Source organism: Corallococcus sp. M7 (assembly GCF_054512695.1).
This window is the reverse complement of sequence record NZ_CM137252.1, coordinates 7,672,325-7,690,300: the sequence shown is the minus strand read 5'-3', so window position 1 is coordinate 7,690,300 and position 17,976 is coordinate 7,672,325. Positions and strand designations below refer to the sequence as shown.

Sequence of the window (17,976 nt, the reverse complement as noted above, 5' to 3'; positions counted from 1 at the left end):
TCGCCGCCATGGAACCCACCGTGGCGGCGGGGACAGAGGCGCGCATCGACGGCCGCGAGGCGCGGCTGCTCCTGGGGCTCGACTTCGCCGGCACCTACGTCTTCGCGGTGGAGGGCGCCATCGCGGCCATCGCCGGCGGGTTGGATCCGCTGGGCATCATGGTCCTGTCGTTCACCACCGCGCTGGGCGGCGGCATCCTCCGCGACCTGCTCATCGGCGCGACGCCGCCCAACTCCATCCGGGACGAGCGCTACGCGCTGGTCGCCTTCGCGGGCGGCGCGACGGTGCTCCTGCTCCACCGCTTCGTGACGTACGTGCCGCCCCTGCTGCTCGTCACGCTGGACGCCGCGGGGCTGTCCCTGTTCGCCATCGCCGGAGCCCGCAAGGCGCTGGACTACGGCCTGCGTCCGCTGATGGCCGTGCTCATGGCCGCCATCACCGGCTCCGGCGGCGGCACCCTGCGCGACCTCTTCCTCAACCACGTGCCCACCGTGCTGCGCGCGGACATCTACGCCGTGGCGGCGCTCGCCGGGGCGCTCGTCATGGTGGTGGGCCAGCGGCTGGGACGGCCTTCGCGCACCATGGCCCTGGTGGGCGGCGCCACCTGCTTCGCGCTGCGCATGGTCAGCGTCTGGCGCGGCTGGAACCTGCCCCACTTCTCCCTGTCTGGTATGGAATGACCCGGCTGCCTGCCTGTTCGGGAGGCGTGGCCTGACAGGCATTGGAGCTCAAACGTCAGGGGTTTTGCGTCCTGCACGGACGCGTCTGCGTTCCATTGGGACGCAGACTGGATGACGTGTGCACCCTGACCCCGCGAAATCATTGGGATCCCATGCTTGGCACGACATCCGCAATGCGTCCCGCCCATACGCCGGCAACGGCGTGTACCGCATCCAGATGCACCCGGAGCGCGGAAGGAGGGGCCGCTCCTTCCGCGCTCTCCATCTGAATCCGCACCTCCCCGTCATCTCCGATAGAGTCCGCGTCTGCTTTTTGGACGGCTTCGCCGGTCGGCGGTGGCGCGGCTTCCGCACGGGAGGCGAGTGGATGCAAGACGAGTTGGCGCAGCTCATGGCTGCGCTTCGGGATTCCAGGGACTTCGAGACCGCGGCGGCGGCGACGTTGCGTCGGATGCTGGCGGTGGCGGAAGGCGCGGTGGCGGCCAGCCGCTATGCGGGCCGGGCCCGGGTCCTGCGCGGCATCGTCCACCTGCGTCCCGGTGAGGCGTATCGCCGACTGGCGGCGCTGGACGTGGGCGCGCGCGAGGTGACGGACGCGGGCGTCGGGACGCCCTTCTTCACCTCCGCCACGGCCTGGCGCGCGGTGGTGGAGCACCGGTGCGCGGTGTCCATCGACGTGAACATCGGCACGGTGCAGCCGCACGCGCCGGACGCGCCGGTGACGGGCGACCCGGGCCTCGCGGGCTTCCACAGCAACGAGAGCAAGCAGCGCTTCCTGGGCCGCCACGCGACGCACGTGTGCGTGCTTCCCCTGCGCACGCCCGCAGGCATGGAGGGCATGATTTCGCTGGAGGCGGACTGTCTGGCCGCCATGGGGCAGGAGTTCGTCTGGCGCGACGCCGGAGACCTGCTCCAACTGCTCACGGACATCGCCGCGCCGTACCTCACCGCGCTGCCACAGCGGCCGGTGGCCACGCCGGAGGTGGACGAGTTCCTCCCCGTGGTGGGCCGCTCCATGGCGGAGCTGTTGCCCATCCTCCGCACCTTCGCGCTCCAGGACGAGACCATCCTCGTGAGCGGGGCCACGGGCGCGGGCAAGTCGCGCCTGGCGCGTTGGTGCCATGAGCGCTCCGGCCGCCGGGGCAAGCCCTTCGAGACGCTGGACCTGGTGACGGTGCCGGAGGACCTCCAGATGGCGGAGCTCTTCGGCTGGAAGAAGGGCGCCTTCACCGGCGCGGTGCGCGACGCGCCGGGCGTGGTGGCGCGCTCGGACGGCGGCACGCTGTTCATCGACGAAATCGACAAGCTGTCGCTGAAGGCGCAGGCGGGCCTGCTGCACCTCTTGGAGTCGCGCAGCTACCGGCCGCTGGGCGAGGGCACCGGCGAGAAGCTCGCGGACGTGCGCTTCATCATCGGCACCAACGCGGACCTGCACGCGCAGGTGCGCGCCGGCCGCTTCCGCGAGGACCTGTACTACCGCGTGAACGTGCTGCCGGTGCGCATGCCGCCCCTGCAGGACCGGCAGGACGAGATTCCCCTCTGGGCGCGGTACATGGTGAATCGCCGCCACCGCGAGCGGCTGCCCGAGGGCTCCGCGCGGCTGGCGCCGGAGGCGGAGGTGCTGCTGACCACCAGCTCGTGGCCGGGCAACCTGCGGCAGCTCGACAACATCGTGCGGCGTGCGTACTCGCTGGCGATGGTGGGGCAGGCAGGTAATGGCACGGTCGACCTCGTGCTGCAGGAGAAGCACGTGGCCGAGGCGCTGGGCTACGAGCAGTCCCCCGGGGCCCGTCCGTTGCCGGAGGCGCTGCGGGCCGCGGCTCAGGCCTTCGTCGGTGAGGCCCGCAGGCGCGGCAGCCCGCTGGACCTGGACTTCGCGGACGGCTTCCGCGGGCTGGTGCTGGGCACGGCCATCCGTCAGGTGGGCCGCGACGAGGCCTTCCGCCTGCTGGGCCGCGAGAGCCTGGTGAAGAACCGCAACCACCACAAGGCGCTCAAGCGCGAGCTGGAGAAGGTGGACGGCCTCTACAAGGCGCTGGGCGAGGGGGGCTCCCCGTTCTCCGACCTGCTGGAGAACGAGGACTCGGACTGAGGCGAAGGGCGCGCCTTCTAGCGGATGGCGCTGCCCAGCGGCTGGTAGTTCTCGTCGCGCAGGCCCACGAGCACGCTGGTGCCGTTGTCCATCACCCGCAGCTCGCCGTAGCGCGCGTTCGCGTAGCGCTCCGCGTGGCCCTCCTGGAAGAAGAAGGCCTCCGCGCCCAGGCGCATCTGCGAGTTGCGGATGCGGAAGCGCAGGCGCACCTCGCCGGGCGCCAGCTCGGTGCCCGGCATCTCGTAGCGCACGAACTCGCCCACGTTGTGCTCGTCCAGGCGCAGCACCACGTTGCCGTCCTCCTGGGGCTGCTCGCGGCCCTCGCGCCAGCCCTGGTTGATGGCGTAGTCGAGCACCATGTAGTCGCCCTGGATGAGTGAGCGCGGATCCACCGGAGCCAGCCGCAGCAGCACGGGCTGCCCCCGCGCGAGCACGGTCTCCTTCTGCACGACGAGGAAGGCGAGCGCGGCGAACACCAGCGCGAGCCCTCCGAAGATGACGGCGCCGCGTTTCATCGGGCCTCCGTGAGCGCGGCGGGGGGAAGCCGCAGGAAGAACTGCCGCACGCCCAGCAGCACCAGGCCGCTGCCCGTGAGCGCGAGCGCCTTGGCCCAAAGGGTGATGTGCAGGTCGTAGTAGTAGTACGCGCCGAACGTCAGCAGGAACGCCACCGCCAGCCCGAGCATCACGCGGCTGCGGCGGTGGAAGCCGAGCGTCAGCATCAGCACCGCCACCAGCACGCCCGGCGTGTTCAGCGTCATCACCGTGAGCAGCACGAGCGCGCAGACCGCGGGAATCCAGATGCGCTGCTCATGCGCCAGCCCCAGCTCGCGCAGCACCTGCCAACCCGTCCACACCACGAGGAGCGCCAGCGCGATGGCCATGTACGCGCTGGGGACGAACGCGCTCTCGAAGCGGAAGACGTAGTGGAAGCCCTCCTGCGAACTCTCGAAGCTGCGGAACAAGAGCCACCCGGGCGCGGCGCACGCGAGCGCGAAGGCGATGGGCCCCACGCGGGCGCCCAGGTGTCCGCGCCGCAGCCGGGGCTCGTGCAGCAGCAGGCCGGCGAGCGCCGCCGTGCCCACGAGCATCCACGCGTCCGCGCCCGCGCCCCCCACGGCCTCGACGGCCAGCACCCCCACGGACACGCAGACCCCCACGGTCGCCAGGAAGTAGAGGATGAGGTCCGGGAACACGGCGAGCAGCGCGAGCGACACCACCGCCCCCGCGAACGCGATGGTGACGGTGTTCTGGTCCAGCTGCGCCAGCCCCACGAGGAATGAACCCACGCCCGCCATGCACAGGGCCAGGGCGAGCTGCTCCATGAAGGGCCCGTGGGTGGCCCGGCGCAGGAACACCGACGCCACCGTCAGCGCGAGGCCCAGGCCGGTGAGCGCCAGCTCCTCCTTCCAGAGGCCCACGCAGGCGAAGAAGCTGAGCAGGAAGGCGGCGGACAGCCACGCGCCTCCACCGGCCAGCGCCTTCACGAACCAGGGCGAGGCCCCCAGCTTCTTATGCCGGACCTCCAGGGCGGTGCGGGCGCGCGCGTCCACCTCCGCGTCCACGTGGCCCTCGGCCTTGAGCCCCGTCAGTACGTCTTGAATGGTCGGTCGCAGGGCCATGATCAGGTCTCCTCCGAAACGCCCGTGGCCTGCGATTCGTGGCGCAGCCAGTACACCGCCAGGCCCACCTCGCCAATGAGCACCAGGGGCAGGATGAAGAGGGTCAGCTCCTCCGCGTGCGTGACCTCCATGAGGAACCAGCCCACCGCCGTGGTGACGAGCGTGATGGCACTCAGCGCGCCCACGGTGAGCAGGAACAGCTCCCCATGCAGGTGCCGGTGCAGGGCGTAGATGGCGACCAGCGCCCCCAGCACCAGCGGCAGGGACACGCCAGTTTCGAGCGAGCGGTCGTGATTGCTCACGATGAACAGGATGCCCAGGGTCACCAGCGGCGTCAGCGTCATGAGGGACAACACGCGGGGCATCCACCGCCCCTGGAGCCAGGAGACCTTCTGGTTGGCGAAGTGCTCGTACGTCGCCCAGGCGAACCCGTTGAGCAGCCCCAGCACCAGCGCGAGCCGCGCCTCATAGAATTCGACGCGCGTCATGCGCTGGCCCCAGAAGAGGATGACGCCCGTGTTGACGAGCACGAGCTGGAGCATCCACAGCGGCGTGAAGCGCGCCAGCGCCACCCAGGGCAGGATGAGCACGCCCCAGCCGATGAACAGCTCATATGGATCCGCGCCCGTCTGATACGCCTGCCCGTACACGGCGAGCAGCGGACCCACCAGCACCGCGGCCGCGAGCAGCGCGAACTGGCCCGCGGGCCGGTCGCCCAGCCGCCACGCGCCCACCGCCGCTCCGGTCATGCCCAGGCAGATGAGGCCCAGCTTCGAGAAGCGCCCGAGCTCCGCCCAGTTGAAGGCGAAGAAGTACACCACGCCCGCCAGCACCAGCAGCGAGCCCAGGGCCATCAGCGTCGTGGACAAAAACGCGCGCCACGCGGGCCGGGTCGGTGAGGCGACCGCCAGGTGCAGCGCGCGCCCGTACGCGTCCGGGCCCAGGATTCCGGCGTCCGCCAGCGCGTGCAGCCGCTCCGGCGTCGCCTCCAAGTCGAGGAAGTCTTTCGGCACGGCCGGCGACTGTAGCCTGTTTGACGGAGGGGCTGGGACACTGGCCTCCAGCCCCTCCAGACACAGTCGGTGCTACGGCGTGGCCTCGGTGACGTCGGTGATTTCGAAGCGGTGGCTCGTAGGCGAGCCCCAGTTCCCCCAATACCCATCGCTGAAGGTGCGCTCGAGCGCGAGGAAATACCGGCCGCTCGTGGGCGCCGTGAACCGGGCCCCGTCCCCGTACGTCACGAGCTTCGGGCCCTGCTGCGTGCCCTGGGCATCCGTCACCGTGGTGCCACAGTAGACGCTGGCCTTGCCGCTGGGGATGCCGGCGGTGGCGTCCTTCAGGAGATACACGTGGCCCTCGATGAGGTCCGTGGCCAGCATGTCGACGTCATTCCTGGCGCCGAAGGCGACGTCCACCTGCGCGGGCACCGTCACGACGGTGGCCTCCGCCGCGACGTCCCCATGGTCATCCGGGCCTGCATCGCTGACCGTGCACTCATACCGGTGGGAGAAGGTCGAGGGCTGCCGCGCATTGGCCTGGACGCGCAAGAGGATGTCTCCCCCTCCCACGTTCTTGACGGCGATGTAGGGGAGGTCGTCGAAGGGGTACGCGCCGTAGTTGTACGTACCGAGGGACGTCCCATCCGGCAGGAAGAGCTCCATGTCCGGGTGGCTGCCGGCCTCCGCCGCCCGGCATCTGGCGCGCAAGTTGTGATTCGCGGGCACGGAGAACCGCCAGGCATCCACGTCGCCGGAGGTCTCCAGGAAGCCCTCGAAACTTGTCTCTGTCTGCGTGACCGGCTGTTTGACAGCCTCGTCCAAGGAGCTGCCCGCATCATCCGCGGCCTCCGTGAACTGGTAGCTGAACTGTCCTGCCATGCTACTTCCTCCCCCGCCCGCGGCCTGGAGATCCATCACGACGGGCCCGTTCGCGGACGCCGTCCAGAAGAGGGTGATCCCCCACTTCTCGTTGACGTTGGTGGACCGGGCCTCTCCCAGGGGCTCCAGCGACGTCGCGTCTCGCAATTGAAGCTGACACCCCGTCAGGGTGGCGGGCTTGCAGACGAAGCGGTAGAGCTGGCCGGCTTTGACGGCGAGTTTCAGGCGGATGGGCTCGGTGAGCGTCGTGAACTCCACCTCTCCCTGCGCCCCCGGCTGCAAGCCCGGGTCCTGGACTTCGTCCTTGCCGCAGGCACTCAGTGCCAACACCACGCCCAGCAGCGCCACGCGCTGGAAAGACTTCCATTTCCGATTCATGCGGATGCCCCTCATCCCCCAAAGCGCTCGCGCGGCCCGAGCACCGTGACATCAATCAATACCCCATGACCGGGGGCCCCAGGAAGGGCTGACAAGTGATTGTCATTGTCCTCCGAGAAAGGCTTTCATTTCCGGGAGCACGCGCTCCGGGTGTTCCAGCTGGGGACTGTGGCCACACTCCACGCGCAGCACCCGGGCCTGGGGCAGCCGCCGTGCGGCCTCGTCCGCCAGGGCGACGGGCAGCGTCTCATCGCGCTCACCCCAGACGAGCAGCACGGGGAGCTTCACCTCGCCCAGTCGTTCGCGGCGGTGGAACAGCGGCCCCGTCAGCGGCACCAGCGCGTTGAAGGCGTGCGCGGCTTCGGGCCTGCCGCCGGGCACGCTCAACAATTCGTAGCCCAGCTGTCCCAGCTTCTCTCCCAGCGGCGTGGGAGGCGGCGGCAGCATCCGCGCCATCGCCCAGGGGCCCAGGTTGCGCGCCAGCCGCTCCGGCCCCGCGCGGAAGAACAGGCGTGAGGCGCGCGGCATCTCCGGACCCAGCCCCATCGCGTCCACCAGCACCAGCCGCTCCACAGGCACCGCGCCGCGCAGCGCGAGCTCCAGCGCCACCAGCCCGCCCAGCGAGTGGCCGACCACCGACACCGGCCCCCGCGTGAGCATCCCCAGCGCCTCCTCCACCGGCGCCGTGAAGAAGCGCACCGCGTCCTCCGCGGACCCCACGTGCACGTCGGCCGGGGTGGACTGACCGAAACCGGGCAGGTCCAGGGCCAGCACCCGGTGATGCCGGGCCAGCACCGTCAGGTACGGGAACCAGTGGGTCGCCGCGTTCCCACGTCCGTGGAGGAAGACGACCGTGGAATGGGCGTCCTCGGAGGGGCCCCCTTCGAGGATCCGCACCGCGCCGCCCCCGGGCAGCCAGTGCACCTGGGGCACCACGGCCGGGGCCAACTGGGCCAGGAGCCCCGTCTCCACCGGGCCGACGGGGGGCGTGGCGCCCGGGGCTCCGGGGCGGCCGGCGGCGTCCCAGCGAGGGGGGAGGGGAGAGCGGCGGGGCGGGGGCGGGCGGGACATGGGCGGATGACCCTTTACGGCACGGGGCCGCTTGACGGAATGTCTGGCCCACAGCGGTGTTGAGCCGGACGCCCGGGAACCCTAGGCTGCCCGCCGCCCAGGCCGACAGAGGGGACATGAACACCGACATTCGCGCGCTCACCGAACGCGTGCAGCAGGAAAGCAGCTTCGTCGAGGTCCTCAACCAGGAGACCGGCAAGGTCATCGTCGGGCAGCGGTACATGCTCGAACGCATCCTCATCGGCCTCTTGTGCAACGGCCACGTCCTCCTGGAGGGCGTGCCCGGACTCGCCAAGACGCTGACCGTGCGCACCGTGGCGGACTCGCTCAGCGCCACCTTCATGCGCGTGCAGTTCACGCCCGACCTGCTGCCGGCGGACCTCGTCGGCACCATGATCTACAACCAGCAGACGGCCGCGTTCACCGTCCGCAAGGGGCCCATCTTCGCGAACATCGTCCTCGCGGACGAAATCAACCGCGCCCCCGCCAAGGTCCAGTCCGCCCTCCTGGAGGCCATGGCCGAGCGCCAGGTCACCATCGGCGACCAGACCTTCGGCCTGCCCTCGCCCTTCCTCGTGCTGGCCACCCAGAACCCCATCGAGCAGGAGGGCACCTACCCCCTCCCCGAAGCGCAGGTGGACCGCTTCATGCTCAAGGTGAAGGTGGGCTACCCGACCCGTGATGAGGAGAAGGTCATCATGGACCGCATGGCCGGCGGCTCGTCGCCCAAGGCCCAGCGGGTCATCGCGCTGGAGCACCTGGTGCGCGCGCGCGAGCTCGTCCACGCCATCTACATGGACGAGAAGGTGAAGGAGTACATCCTCAACGTGGTGTTCGCCACGCGCGAGCCCGCGCGCTACGGCCTCAAGGACCTGGCGGACTACATCCAGTTCGGCGCCTCGCCGCGCGCCACCATCGCGCTCGCGCAGGCGGCCCGCGCGCACGCGTTCCTGCGCCACCGCGGCTTCGTCACCCCGGAGGACGTGAAGGCCATCGCCTTCGACGTGCTCCGCCACCGCATCGCGATGACCTACGAGGCGGAAGCCGAGGAGCTCACCCAGGAGAAGATCATCCAGCGCGTCTTCGACCGCGTGGAAGTCCCCTGACAGGCCCCCGGTAAGAGCGCGCCCGTGCTGCCCAAGGACCTCATCCGCCGCATCCGCAAGCTGGAGATCCGCACCCGCAAGGTGGTCTCCGACATGCTGGCCGGCCAGTACCACTCGGTGTTCAAGGGCCGCGGCATGGCCTTCTCCGAGGTGCGCCAGTACCAGCCCGGCGACGAGATCCGCTTCATCGACTGGAACGTCACCGCGCGCATGAACGAGGCCTTCATCAAGGTCTTCACCGAGGAGCGCGAGCTCACGGTGATGCTCCTGGTGGACGTGTCCGCCTCCAACGAGTTCGGCTCCAAGGACCGCACCAAGGCGGAGGTCGCCGCGGAGGTGGCCGCGCAGATTGCCTTCAGCGCCATCGCGAACAACGACCGCGTGGGGCTCATCCTCTTCTCGGACCGGGTGGAGAAGGTCGTCCCGCCGCGCAAGGGCCGCATGCATGTGCTGCGGCTCGTGAGCGACATCCTCACCTTCAAGCCCAAGGGCCACGGCACGGACCTGTCCGCGGGGCTCACGTACCTGACGCAGGTGTCCAAGCGGAAGGCCGTGACGTTCCTCGTGTCGGACTTCATGGCCACGGGCTACGAGAAGCCGCTGCGCCTCGTCGGCCGCCGCCACGACCTGGTGCCGGTGGTCATCGAGGATCCGCTGGAGCAGCGCTTCCCCGCCCACGGCCTGGTGGAGATGGAGGACCCGGAGACGGGCGAGCGCTTCGTGGTGGACACCAGCTCCACCGCCGTGCGCGGCAAGTTCATGCGCGCCATGCAGGCCCAGCGCGACGAGCGCCGCAAGCTGTTCAAGAAGCTGGAGCTGGACCACGTGGAGCTGCGCGCCGGGGATGATCACGGCAAGGCGCTGGCGAACTTCTTCCGCGCGCGGGCCCGGAGGATGGCGGCATGAGACACGCGCTCGTCCTCGCGGCCGTCCTCCTCGTCAGCGCGCCGTCCGTCTGGGCCCAGGCGCCCGCGCCCAAGGTCCCCGTCGCGCTGGAGACGGTGGCGCCCACGGGCGCGTCCGCGCGGGTGGATCCGGAGACGGTGCACATCGGCGAGCCCTTCACCTACCAGGTGACGCTCACGCACCCGAAGGACCAGCGCTACGAACTGGTGGCGCCCACGGGTGAGAGCTCGGTGGAGCTGCTCCAGCAGACGCGCCAGCGCCAGGACAACGCGAACGACGCGACCACGACGTTTGGCCTGCGCTTCTCCGCGTTCGACCTGGGCGACGTGCAGTTGCCGGACCTCGCCTTCGACGTGGCGACGCCGGAGGGGCCGCGCCGCTTCGTGCTCAAGGGCAAGACGGTGGAGGTGACCTCCACGCTGCCGCCGGACGCGCAGGGGCAGGGCGCTGAGCTGTTCGACTACCAGCCTCCGCAGGAGGTGCCCATCCGCTCCTGGACGCTGCTCTACGCGCTGGCGGTGGCGCTGGCGGTGGCCACCGCGGTCTGGGCGTTGGTGCGCTGGTGGCAGCGCCGGCCGAAGCGCGAGAAGGTCGTCCCCGTGCTGCCGCTGGACGTGCGCGTGCGCCAGTCCCTGGACGCGCTCAAGCGCGAGGACCTGCCCGGCCGCGGCCACGTGAAGGACTTCTACTTTCGCCTCTCCGAAATCGTGCGCGGCTACCTGGGCGAGCGCTACGGCTTCGAGGCCCTGGAGTGCACGTCGTCCGAACTGATGGCGTCCCTGCGCAGGCTGCCCACGCCGGGCCTGCCGGAGGACGCGCTGATGCGCTTTGTCTCCGAGTCGGACATGGTGAAGTACGCCCGCGCCGACGCCTCCCCCGAGTCCTGCAATCAGGCGCTGGCCTTCGGCTACGACCTGCTCGCCAAAACGTACGTTCCTCCCGCTCCCCCCAAGCCCGATGCTGCCCCCGGACCTCGCGTTCAATAACCCGGAGGCGCTCTGGGCCCTGCTGTTGGCGCCGCTGCTCCTGGCGCTCGCGTTCTGGGAGCGCAAGCGCCGCGCCACGCTGCGCTTCTCCGCCGCGCACGTCTTCGCCAAGGGCGGCCGGGGCTTCCGCACGTACCTCCTGCCGCTGCTCCCCCTCCTGCGCGTCGCGGCGGTGGTGGCGGCGGTGGTAGCCATCGCCCGGCCGCAGTCGCGCGACTCGCGCGTGCGCGACCTGTCGGTGGAGGGCATCGACATCGTGGTGGCGCTGGACCTGTCCACGTCCATGGAGGCCGGTGACTTCCGTCCGCAGAACCGCCTCAACGTGGCCAAGGAAGTGCTGACCGAGTTCATCTCCGGCCGCGTGAACGACCGCCTGGGCCTGGTGGTGTTCTCCGGCGCCGCGTACACGCAGTCCCCGCTGACGCTGGACTACGGCGTGTTGAAGGAGGTGCTCAAGCAGCTGCGCACCCGCGTGCTGGAGGACGGCACGGCCATCGGTGACGCCATCGCCACGTCGCTCAACCGCCTGCGTGACTCGGACGCGAAGAGCCGTGTGGTGGTGCTGATCACGGACGGTGACAACAACGCCGGCAAGATCTCGCCGTTGGACGCGGCGAACATGGCCGCGTCGCTCCACATCCCCATCTACACCATCCTGGTGGGCAAGGGCGGCAAGGTGCCCTTCCCGCAGGGCACGGACCTGTTCGGCAACACCGTGTGGCGCGAGACGGAGATCCCCATCAACCCGGAGCTGATGCAGGACATCGCGGACCGCACCGGCGGCGAGTACTACCGCGCCACCGACCCGGAGGGCCTCAAGCAGGGTCTGCAGAAGGTGCTGGACGCGCTGGAGCGCTCGAAGCTGATGGAGGGCGGCGCCAGCGCCACGTACAAGGAGAACTTCCACCCGTTCCTGCTGGTGGCCTTCGGGCTCGCCGCGCTGGAGCTGCTGCTGCGCGCCACCGTCCTGCGGGTGTTCCCATGATGCCCACGTTGGACGCCTGGCGCTTCACGCTCCTGGGTTACCAGGTGGGCCTGGCGCAGCCGCTGTTCCTGGGGCTGTTCGCGGTGGGCCTGCTCTTGGGGCTGCTCGCGCTGCTCAAGGCGCTGGGCCGCAGGACGCGGCTGTCGGCGCTCATCGCGGAGCGCCACGTGGCGACGCTCGCGCCCGGCGTGTCCGTGTGGCGGCCGGCGGTGCAGGGCGGCCTGTACGGGCTGGGGCTGATGCTGTTCGGGCTCGCGCTCGCGCAGCCCCAGTGCGGCACGAAGAGCGAGCTGACGAAGCGCCGGGGCATCGACGTGGTGGTGGCGCTGGATGCGTCCAAGTCCATGCTCGCCAGGGACGTGCAGCCCAGCCGGTTGGACCGCGCGCGGCTGGAGCTCAACACGCTGCTGGATGAATTGAAGGGCGACCGCGCGGGCCTGGTGGTGTTCGCGGGCGATGCGTTCGTGCAGTCGCCGCTCACGTCGGACTACTCGGCGGTGAAGCTGTTCCTGCGCGCGGTGGATCCGGACGCGATGCCCCAGGGCGGCACGAACGTGGGCGCGGCGCTGCGGCTGGCCAAGCAGGTGCTGGACAACGCGGACCGGGGCTCCAAGGAGCGCGTGGTGGTGCTGCTGTCGGACGGCGAGGACCTCACCGGCGACGTGCGCGAGGCCACGGAGGCGCTCAAGGACGCGCGCGTCCAGGTGCTCGCGGTGGGCGTGGGGTCGGACTCCGGTGAGCCCATCCCCGTCTACGACCGGCGCGGTGAGTTCGTGGACTACAAGAAGGACTCCAACGGCGACACGGTCATCACGCGCCTGGACCGAGCGGGCCTCACGGCCATCGCGGACGCGACGGGCGGCGCCTTCTTCTACCAGCCCAACGGCGTGGCGATGGGACAGGTGGTGGAGCGCATCGACCAGTTGCAGAAGAGCGAGCTGGAGAGCCGCGTGACGGTCCGCTACGACGAGCGCTTCCAGTGGTTCGCCGTCCCCGGCCTGGTGCTGCTGGTGTTGGGCATGGCGCTCATCCCTTCGCGCCGGAGGGCCGCATGAGCACGCAACCGATGCGGCGGCGCGCGGCGCGAGCGATGGCTGTGGGCCTGGCGGGGCTGCTGGCGCTGCCGGGGCCCGCGTGGGCGGTGGGGCCGCTGGAGAAGGACCACCCGCTGGTGCAGCGCGGGCGCGAGGCCTACGCGGCCGGACGCTACGAGGACGCGCTGAAGGACTTCGAGGCCGCGAAGAAGGAGCGGCCCAATGATCCGACGGTGGAGTTCAACCGCGCGGACGCGCTGGCGAAGCTGGGCCGCTCGGCGGAAGCGCGCGAGGCGTTCAAGCAGGTGGCGGAGTCTTCGCGCCAGCCCGACCTGGCGCAGAAGAGCTGGTACAACCTGGGCAACCTCGCGGCCACGGCGGGTGACCGTTCGGAGGCGCTCAAGTCCTACCGCAAGGCGCTCACGCTGGATCCCACGGATCCGCAGGCCCGGCACAACTACGAGGTGGTGCTGCGCGACCTGCCTCCGCCCCAGAACGGTCCGGATGGCGGCACCGACGGAGGCCAGGACGGCGGCAACGACGGTGGGCGTCCGGACGCGGGCGAGGACGGCGGCCAGAAGGGTGACGGTGGCACGCCGCAGGATGGCGGCCAGGACGGCGGCGCGGATGGTGGCGCGGATGGCGGCCAGGACGGTGGGGCCGACGGAGGCCAGGACGGCGGTGGGCAGGATGGCGGTCAGGACGGCGGCGCGGATGGTGGCGGCGGCGATGCCGGGCCCGGTGATGGTGGTTCGGATGGCGGTCAGGACGGCGGCGGCGATGGCGGTCCCACCGACGGCGGCGGTGACGGTGGCCAGGGCGATGGGGGCCAGGACGAGGGCGAAGGCGACTCGCGCGATGGCGGCGCGGACGGCGGCAGCGAGGGCGAGGAGGAGACGGAGTCCAACCCGCGCGATGGCGGAAGTTCGCCGGGTGACGTCGACCGGCAGGAGGCCGAGCGCCTGCTGGATGCGATGAAGCAGAACGAGAAGAATCTCCAGCTCTGGCGTTTCCAGCAGAAGAAGAAGCAGAGGAAGCCCAATGAGAAGGACTGGTAGCGGGCGCACGGCGCTGCTCGCCGTACTCGCCCTCCTGGCCACGGCGCCGGCGTGGGCGGCGGACATCGAGTTCTACCAGACGGTGGACCGCACCGAGGTGGGCACCGAGGACACCTTCAAGCTCACCGTGGTGGTGGTGGACGCGCCGTCCAACGCCCAGGTGCGCCTGCCCGAGTCCAACGACTTCGAGGTGCTCTCCTCGTCGCGCGGCAGCCAGCGCTCCATCTCGCTGTCCGGTGGCGGCCCCGCCGTCATCCAGGACATCACCCGCCACGAACTGCTGATGCGCCCGCTGCGCGCGGGCAAGCTCACCCTTCCGCCCGCCACGCTCACCGCGGGAGGCCGCACATACCGCACGGACGCCGTGCAGTTGACCGTGCGCGAAGGCCGCGTGGGGGGCTCGCCCCAGGCGCAGCAGGGCGGCCGGCCGCCGTTGCCGGATCCGTTCCGCAACTTCCGCAACATGCCGGATCCGTTCGGGGACGACGACTCGGACCTGCGGGACGACGAGCCGGTGATTCCGCGCGGGGACTCGGACCTGTTCCTGCGCGCCAGCCTGGACCGCGACGACCTCTACGTGGGCGAGCAGGCCACGCTGTCGCTCTACATCTACTCGCGCGTGGACCTGTCCAGCGTGGACGCGGTGACGATGCCCAAGCTGGAGGGCTTCTGGACCGAAGAGGTGGAGAGCCCCACGCAGCTCACGGGCGAGCAGAAGGTGGTGGACGGCATCCCGTACCGCGCCTACCTGCTGCGCCGCCGCGCGCTCTTCCCGGTGAAGTCCGGCACGCTGCTCATCACCCCGGCGGAGGCGGACATCACCACGGGCTTCCTCTTCGCGGGCCACCGCGTGCACCGCGTTTCCAATGGCCTGAAGGTGAAGGTGCGGCCGCTGCCGAACGGCGCGCCGCCGAACATGTCCAACGCGAACGTGGGCTCGTGGCGCATGTCGCTGGACGTGTCGCAGACGCGCGTGGAACTGGGGCAGCCCATCACGGTGAAGGTCATCCTGGAGGGGCAGGGCAACGTGAAGAACGTCACCCCGCCGAAGCTCACCGGCCCGGCCGCGCTGAAAATCTACGAGCCCACGACGACGGACCGGCTCACGCCCAACCGCAACCGCATCCAAGGCCGCCGCGTGGTGGAGTACCTGGTGATGCCGCAGCGCACGGGCACCTTCACGCTCCCGGAGCTGCGCTTCCCGTACTTCGACCCGTCGCGGCGCCAGTACGAGACGGCGCGCACGGACCCCGTGACCATCACCGTGGAGGCGGGAGCGGGCGGAGTGTCCTCGCTGCCGTCGACGATGACGCCCGCGCAGGTGGCGGACGCGGCCAATGAGCAGAAGAACGTGCTCGCCACCGGAGGCCTGCGTCCGGTGCGCGCCCGGGCCCGGTTCGTGGGGCCGTCGCAGCCCGTGTGGATGCGGCCCTTCTTCATCGCGGGCGTGCTGGCGCCGCTGGGCCTGCTGGCGGGCGTGGCGTTCGTGGGAGGCATGCGCGGCAAGCTGGCCACGCGCTCCGAGGCGGACCGGGGCCGTCAGCAGGCGAAGGCCGCGCGCAAGCGGCTGGCGGAGGCGGAGAAGCTCAAGGCGGGCTCGGACTCGGGCGCGTTCTACGTGGAGGTGGAGCGGGCGATGGTGGGCTTCCTGGAGGCCCAGCTGGGCTTCCCCGTGGGCGGGCTGACGCGCGAGGCGCTCGGGGAGAAGCTGGCGGCGGCGGGCGTGGACGCGGAGCGGCGCGCGCGCGTGCTCTTCGTGCTGGAGGCGTGCGACCTGGGCCGCTACGGCGGCGGGGTGGAGCCGGGTGAGCGGCGCAAGGTGCTGGCGACCGCGGCGGCGGTGATGGAAGGCTGGGCGTGATGAGCGACGCGGCGACGCAGGGCTACTACACCGCCGAGGAAGCGGAGGCCGTCTTCCAGCAGGCCAACGACGCGTATGGCCGCGAGGACTACGCCACCGCGCAGGCCCAGTACGAGAAGCTCATCGCCCACGGCTTCGGCGGACCGGACGTGCTCTACAACCTGGGCACCACGCACCTGGCCCGGGGCGACCTGGGCCGCGCGGTGCTGGCGCTGGAGCAGGCCCGGAAGCAGGGCGGACGCGCAGAGGACCTGGAGGCCAACCTGGCCCTGGCCAGGGCGCGGCAGGTAGACAAGGTCGTGGGCGCCACCGCCGACGAGGCCTTCCTCCCCCGGCTGGCCGCCGCGACGGACGGCGCGGCCGTGGCCTGGGTCTTCTTCGTCGCGTGGCTGGTGGGCTTCGCGCTGCTGCTCTTCCGGCGCGCCTTCCCTTCGATGCGGCGCACGGCGGTGGCGGTGGTGGCGGGCCTCTGCCTCACGGCGGCGGTGCCGGCGGCGCTGCTCCTGGGTGCGCACATCTGGGTGCACCAGAACGTGCACGAGGCCGTGGTGCTGGCGCCCACGCTGGTGGCGCGGGAGCTGCCTCGCTCGGAGGGACGCTCGCTCTTCGAGGTGCACGCCGGCCTGAAGGTGCAGCTCCTGGATGAGACGGGGAAGTACGTCCGCATCCGCCTGCCCAACGGCCTGGAGGGCTGGGCCGAGCGCGACGGCGTCGCCGAAATCTAGGCGGGGCCGGAGCGACCCCGCCGTCGGGGAAAACCGACAGGGGACCGCTTTCGTACAGAGGGGCTACCGGGAGGCGTCGCTTCGCTGGACGTCGCCAGGGCAATGGCCTACGAGGGGCCCCGAGGAATCATGGCTGGCAACGCGCAAGCGCCCTTCCACATCCTGCTCGTCGAGGACGAGCCCGTCATCCGCGAGCTGGTTCGCTCCATGTTGAGCGACGGCGCGGTGGACGTGGTCTGCGCGGCCAATGGCATCGAGGGCCTGAAGCTGGCCCGCGACCGCGACTTCCACCTCATCCTGATGGACGTGGTGCTGCCGCAGCTGGACGGCGTCTCCGTGTGCCGCATCCTGAAGAGCGACCCGGCCACGGCGAAGGTGCCGCTCTACATGCTCACCGCGAAGGCGAAGAAGGCGGACGTGGAGAGCGCGACGCAGGCGGGCGCGGACGGCTACATCCACAAGCCCTTCCGCGGCGCGGAGCTGATGGACCTGGTGGAGCGGCTGCGCGCGGCCCGCTCGGCCGCGGACTGACGCTCCACCGGAAGGCCCTTACGGCAGGTGCGGGTGGAGGAAGCGGGCCAGGGCGATGAGGTCGTCCCAGTCCAGCTCGCCGAACTCCAGCGCCACGCCGTCCACTTCCCGGCGGCGGATGGTGCACATGGTGACGAGCTCCCGGTCGCCCGGCAGCGGCAGGGCGATGGTGAGCGCGCGCTGCGAGTCCGCCGGGTGGACCTGGAGGAACAGGCCGTTCATGGAGATGTCGCGCGCCTGCGCCGTCACGGTGCGGCCCGACAGGAGCACCTTCACCTGGAGCCGGGCTTCGACGCGCGGGTGGTAGCGCTCGCGCTCGTTCGGACGGGGACCATTGGAGGGGTTCATCATCGGGGGCTCACCTTCGGGTGCGACAGGACGCGACAACTCTGATGCAGGTTGGCGAGGTGGCAAGTTTTCGGGTTTTCCTCCGCCGTCCCGCGCGGTGGACGTAGCGCTCGCGCACGGGAGACGTCTGACGCGGAAGGCTCCTGTCGTTTCAAGGGGTTGGCCCCTGGCACGGATGGTGGAAGGCAGCCCCGGCGAATCCCTGCCGGAGGCACCCCTTGGAAGACCGTCGCATCCCTTCGTTGAGCATCGCCCCGTCCATCGCGCGTCAGACGCCGAAGACGGAGTTCGGCCCCACGCTGGCGCGAGCGGCGCGCGAGGTGGTGCGCACGGGCGCGGGGCTCGTGGGCGGCATGTTGCCGTCAGGCCCCATCTCCAGCGCGGTGGTGTCCACGCTGAGCGGCACGGTGTCCGCGGCGGTGCCGGCCGAAGCGGTGTCGTCGGTGCCGGCGGCGGGAGGCGCCTCCGCGATGTCGGCGCGCGCGAGCGCGGTGGGGACGACGGCTTCGACGGGGAGCGCGGCGACGGGGCAGGGGGACGCGTGGGACCTGCTGGAGGCGCAGAAGCTGATGGCCGCGGACGGCCAGAAGTTCAACGTGGCCTACCTGTCGCTCCAGAACGAGATGCAGAAGGAGAGCCGCGAGCACAACGCCATCTCCAACATCATGAAGGTCCGCCACGACTCGGCGAAGGCCGCCATCAACAACATCCGCTGAG

The 17,976-nt window shown here is 70.7% G+C and carries 18 protein-coding genes; 12 read left to right on the top strand and 6 right to left on the bottom strand.

The window, feature by feature from the left end:
• Positions 1–8: 8 nt before the first annotated feature.
• Both ACX114_RS30765 and ACX114_RS30760 read left to right on the top strand, forming a co-directional pair.
• Positions 9–680: a trimeric intracellular cation channel family protein gene (locus tag ACX114_RS30765; RefSeq protein WP_459290424.1), complete on the top strand. Its 672-nt coding sequence runs from the start codon at positions 9–11 to the stop codon at positions 678–680.
• A gap of 367 nt (positions 681–1,047) precedes the next feature.
• Positions 1,048–2,772 carry a sigma-54-dependent transcriptional regulator gene (locus ACX114_RS30760; protein WP_459290422.1) on the top strand — a complete coding sequence of 575 codons (1,725 nt, stop codon included), beginning with the start codon at positions 1,048–1,050 and terminating at the stop codon, positions 2,770–2,772.
• 17 nt (positions 2,773–2,789) lie between these two features.
• Here ACX114_RS30760 and ACX114_RS30755 read toward each other — a convergent pair whose 3' ends face one another.
• The 5 genes from ACX114_RS30755 to ACX114_RS30735 all read right to left on the bottom strand — a co-directional run bounded on the left by ACX114_RS30755 (position 2,790) and on the right by ACX114_RS30735 (position 7,719).
• Entirely contained in the window at positions 2,790–3,287 is a 498-nt protein-coding gene (locus tag ACX114_RS30755) for a GDYXXLXY domain-containing protein (protein ID WP_459290420.1), read from the bottom strand.
• Positions 3,284–4,393 carry a DUF4401 domain-containing protein gene (locus ACX114_RS30750; protein ID WP_459290418.1) on the bottom strand — a complete coding sequence of 370 codons (1,110 nt, stop codon included), beginning with the start codon at positions 4,391–4,393 and terminating at the stop codon, positions 3,284–3,286. Before ACX114_RS30750 ends, ACX114_RS30755 begins: the two co-directional genes overlap by 4 nt.
• Positions 4,394–4,395: 2 nt before the next feature.
• On the bottom strand, positions 4,396–5,406 hold the full coding sequence (locus ACX114_RS30745) for a DUF2157 domain-containing protein (protein WP_459290416.1): 1,011 nt from the start codon (positions 5,404–5,406) through the stop codon (positions 4,396–4,398).
• 72 nt (positions 5,407–5,478) lie between these two features.
• Positions 5,479–6,648 carry a PPC domain-containing protein gene (locus ACX114_RS30740; protein WP_459290414.1) on the bottom strand — a complete coding sequence of 390 codons (1,170 nt, stop codon included), beginning with the start codon at positions 6,646–6,648 and terminating at the stop codon, positions 5,479–5,481.
• Positions 6,649–6,750: 102 nt separating this feature from the next.
• On the bottom strand, positions 6,751–7,719 hold the full coding sequence (locus ACX114_RS30735) for an alpha/beta fold hydrolase (protein ID WP_459290412.1): 969 nt from the start codon (positions 7,717–7,719) through the stop codon (positions 6,751–6,753).
• A gap of 116 nt (positions 7,720–7,835) precedes the next feature.
• On the opposite strand from ACX114_RS30735, the gene ACX114_RS30730 reads away from it, so the two are divergent.
• The 9 genes from ACX114_RS30730 to ACX114_RS30690 all read left to right on the top strand — a co-directional run bounded on the left by ACX114_RS30730 (position 7,836) and on the right by ACX114_RS30690 (position 16,911).
• A complete protein-coding gene (locus ACX114_RS30730; protein ID WP_223761076.1) occupies positions 7,836–8,825 on the top strand; it encodes an AAA family ATPase in 990 nt (329 codons plus the stop codon).
• 24 nt (positions 8,826–8,849) lie between these two features.
• A complete protein-coding gene (locus ACX114_RS30725; protein WP_375761152.1) occupies positions 8,850–9,731 on the top strand; it encodes a DUF58 domain-containing protein in 882 nt (293 codons plus the stop codon).
• The gene (locus tag ACX114_RS30720) at positions 9,728–10,717 is read left to right on the top strand and encodes a hypothetical protein (protein ID WP_459290409.1); all 990 of its coding nucleotides are present in this window, start codon (positions 9,728–9,730) and stop codon (positions 10,715–10,717) included. The genes ACX114_RS30725 and ACX114_RS30720 overlap by 4 nt, the downstream gene beginning before the upstream one ends.
• Positions 10,689–11,702 carry a vWA domain-containing protein gene (locus ACX114_RS30715; RefSeq protein WP_459290407.1) on the top strand — a complete coding sequence of 338 codons (1,014 nt, stop codon included), beginning with the start codon at positions 10,689–10,691 and terminating at the stop codon, positions 11,700–11,702. Before ACX114_RS30720 ends, ACX114_RS30715 begins: the two co-directional genes overlap by 29 nt.
• Entirely contained in the window at positions 11,702–12,757 is a 1,056-nt protein-coding gene (locus ACX114_RS30710; protein WP_459300326.1) for a VWA domain-containing protein, read from the top strand. The genes ACX114_RS30715 and ACX114_RS30710 overlap by 1 nt, the downstream gene beginning before the upstream one ends.
• Positions 12,754–13,794 carry a tetratricopeptide repeat protein gene (locus ACX114_RS30705; RefSeq protein WP_459290405.1) on the top strand — a complete coding sequence of 347 codons (1,041 nt, stop codon included), beginning with the start codon at positions 12,754–12,756 and terminating at the stop codon, positions 13,792–13,794. The genes ACX114_RS30710 and ACX114_RS30705 overlap by 4 nt, the downstream gene beginning before the upstream one ends.
• Entirely contained in the window at positions 13,778–15,655 is a 1,878-nt protein-coding gene (locus ACX114_RS30700; RefSeq protein ID WP_459290403.1) for a BatD family protein, read from the top strand. Before ACX114_RS30705 ends, ACX114_RS30700 begins: the two co-directional genes overlap by 17 nt.
• Entirely contained in the window at positions 15,655–16,380 is a 726-nt protein-coding gene (locus ACX114_RS30695) for an SH3 domain-containing protein (RefSeq protein ID WP_459290402.1), read from the top strand. Before ACX114_RS30700 ends, ACX114_RS30695 begins: the two co-directional genes overlap by 1 nt.
• A 129-nt stretch (positions 16,381–16,509) precedes the next feature.
• Positions 16,510–16,911 (top strand): response regulator, encoded by a 402-nt coding sequence (locus tag ACX114_RS30690; RefSeq protein ID WP_459290400.1) that lies wholly within the window; start codon positions 16,510–16,512, stop codon positions 16,909–16,911.
• An 18-nt stretch (positions 16,912–16,929) separates the two neighbouring features.
• On the opposite strand, the gene ACX114_RS30685 is transcribed toward ACX114_RS30690, so the two are convergent.
• Positions 16,930–17,262: a PilZ domain-containing protein gene (locus tag ACX114_RS30685; RefSeq protein WP_459290398.1), complete on the bottom strand. Its 333-nt coding sequence runs from the start codon at positions 17,260–17,262 to the stop codon at positions 16,930–16,932.
• Positions 17,263–17,477: 215 nt separating this feature from the next.
• Here ACX114_RS30685 and ACX114_RS30680 point away from each other — a divergent pair, with 215 nt between their 5' ends.
• Complete coding sequence (locus ACX114_RS30680) at positions 17,478–17,975, top strand: hypothetical protein (RefSeq protein WP_459290396.1); 498 nt, start codon at positions 17,478–17,480, stop codon at positions 17,973–17,975.
• Position 17,976 lies beyond the last annotated feature (1 nt).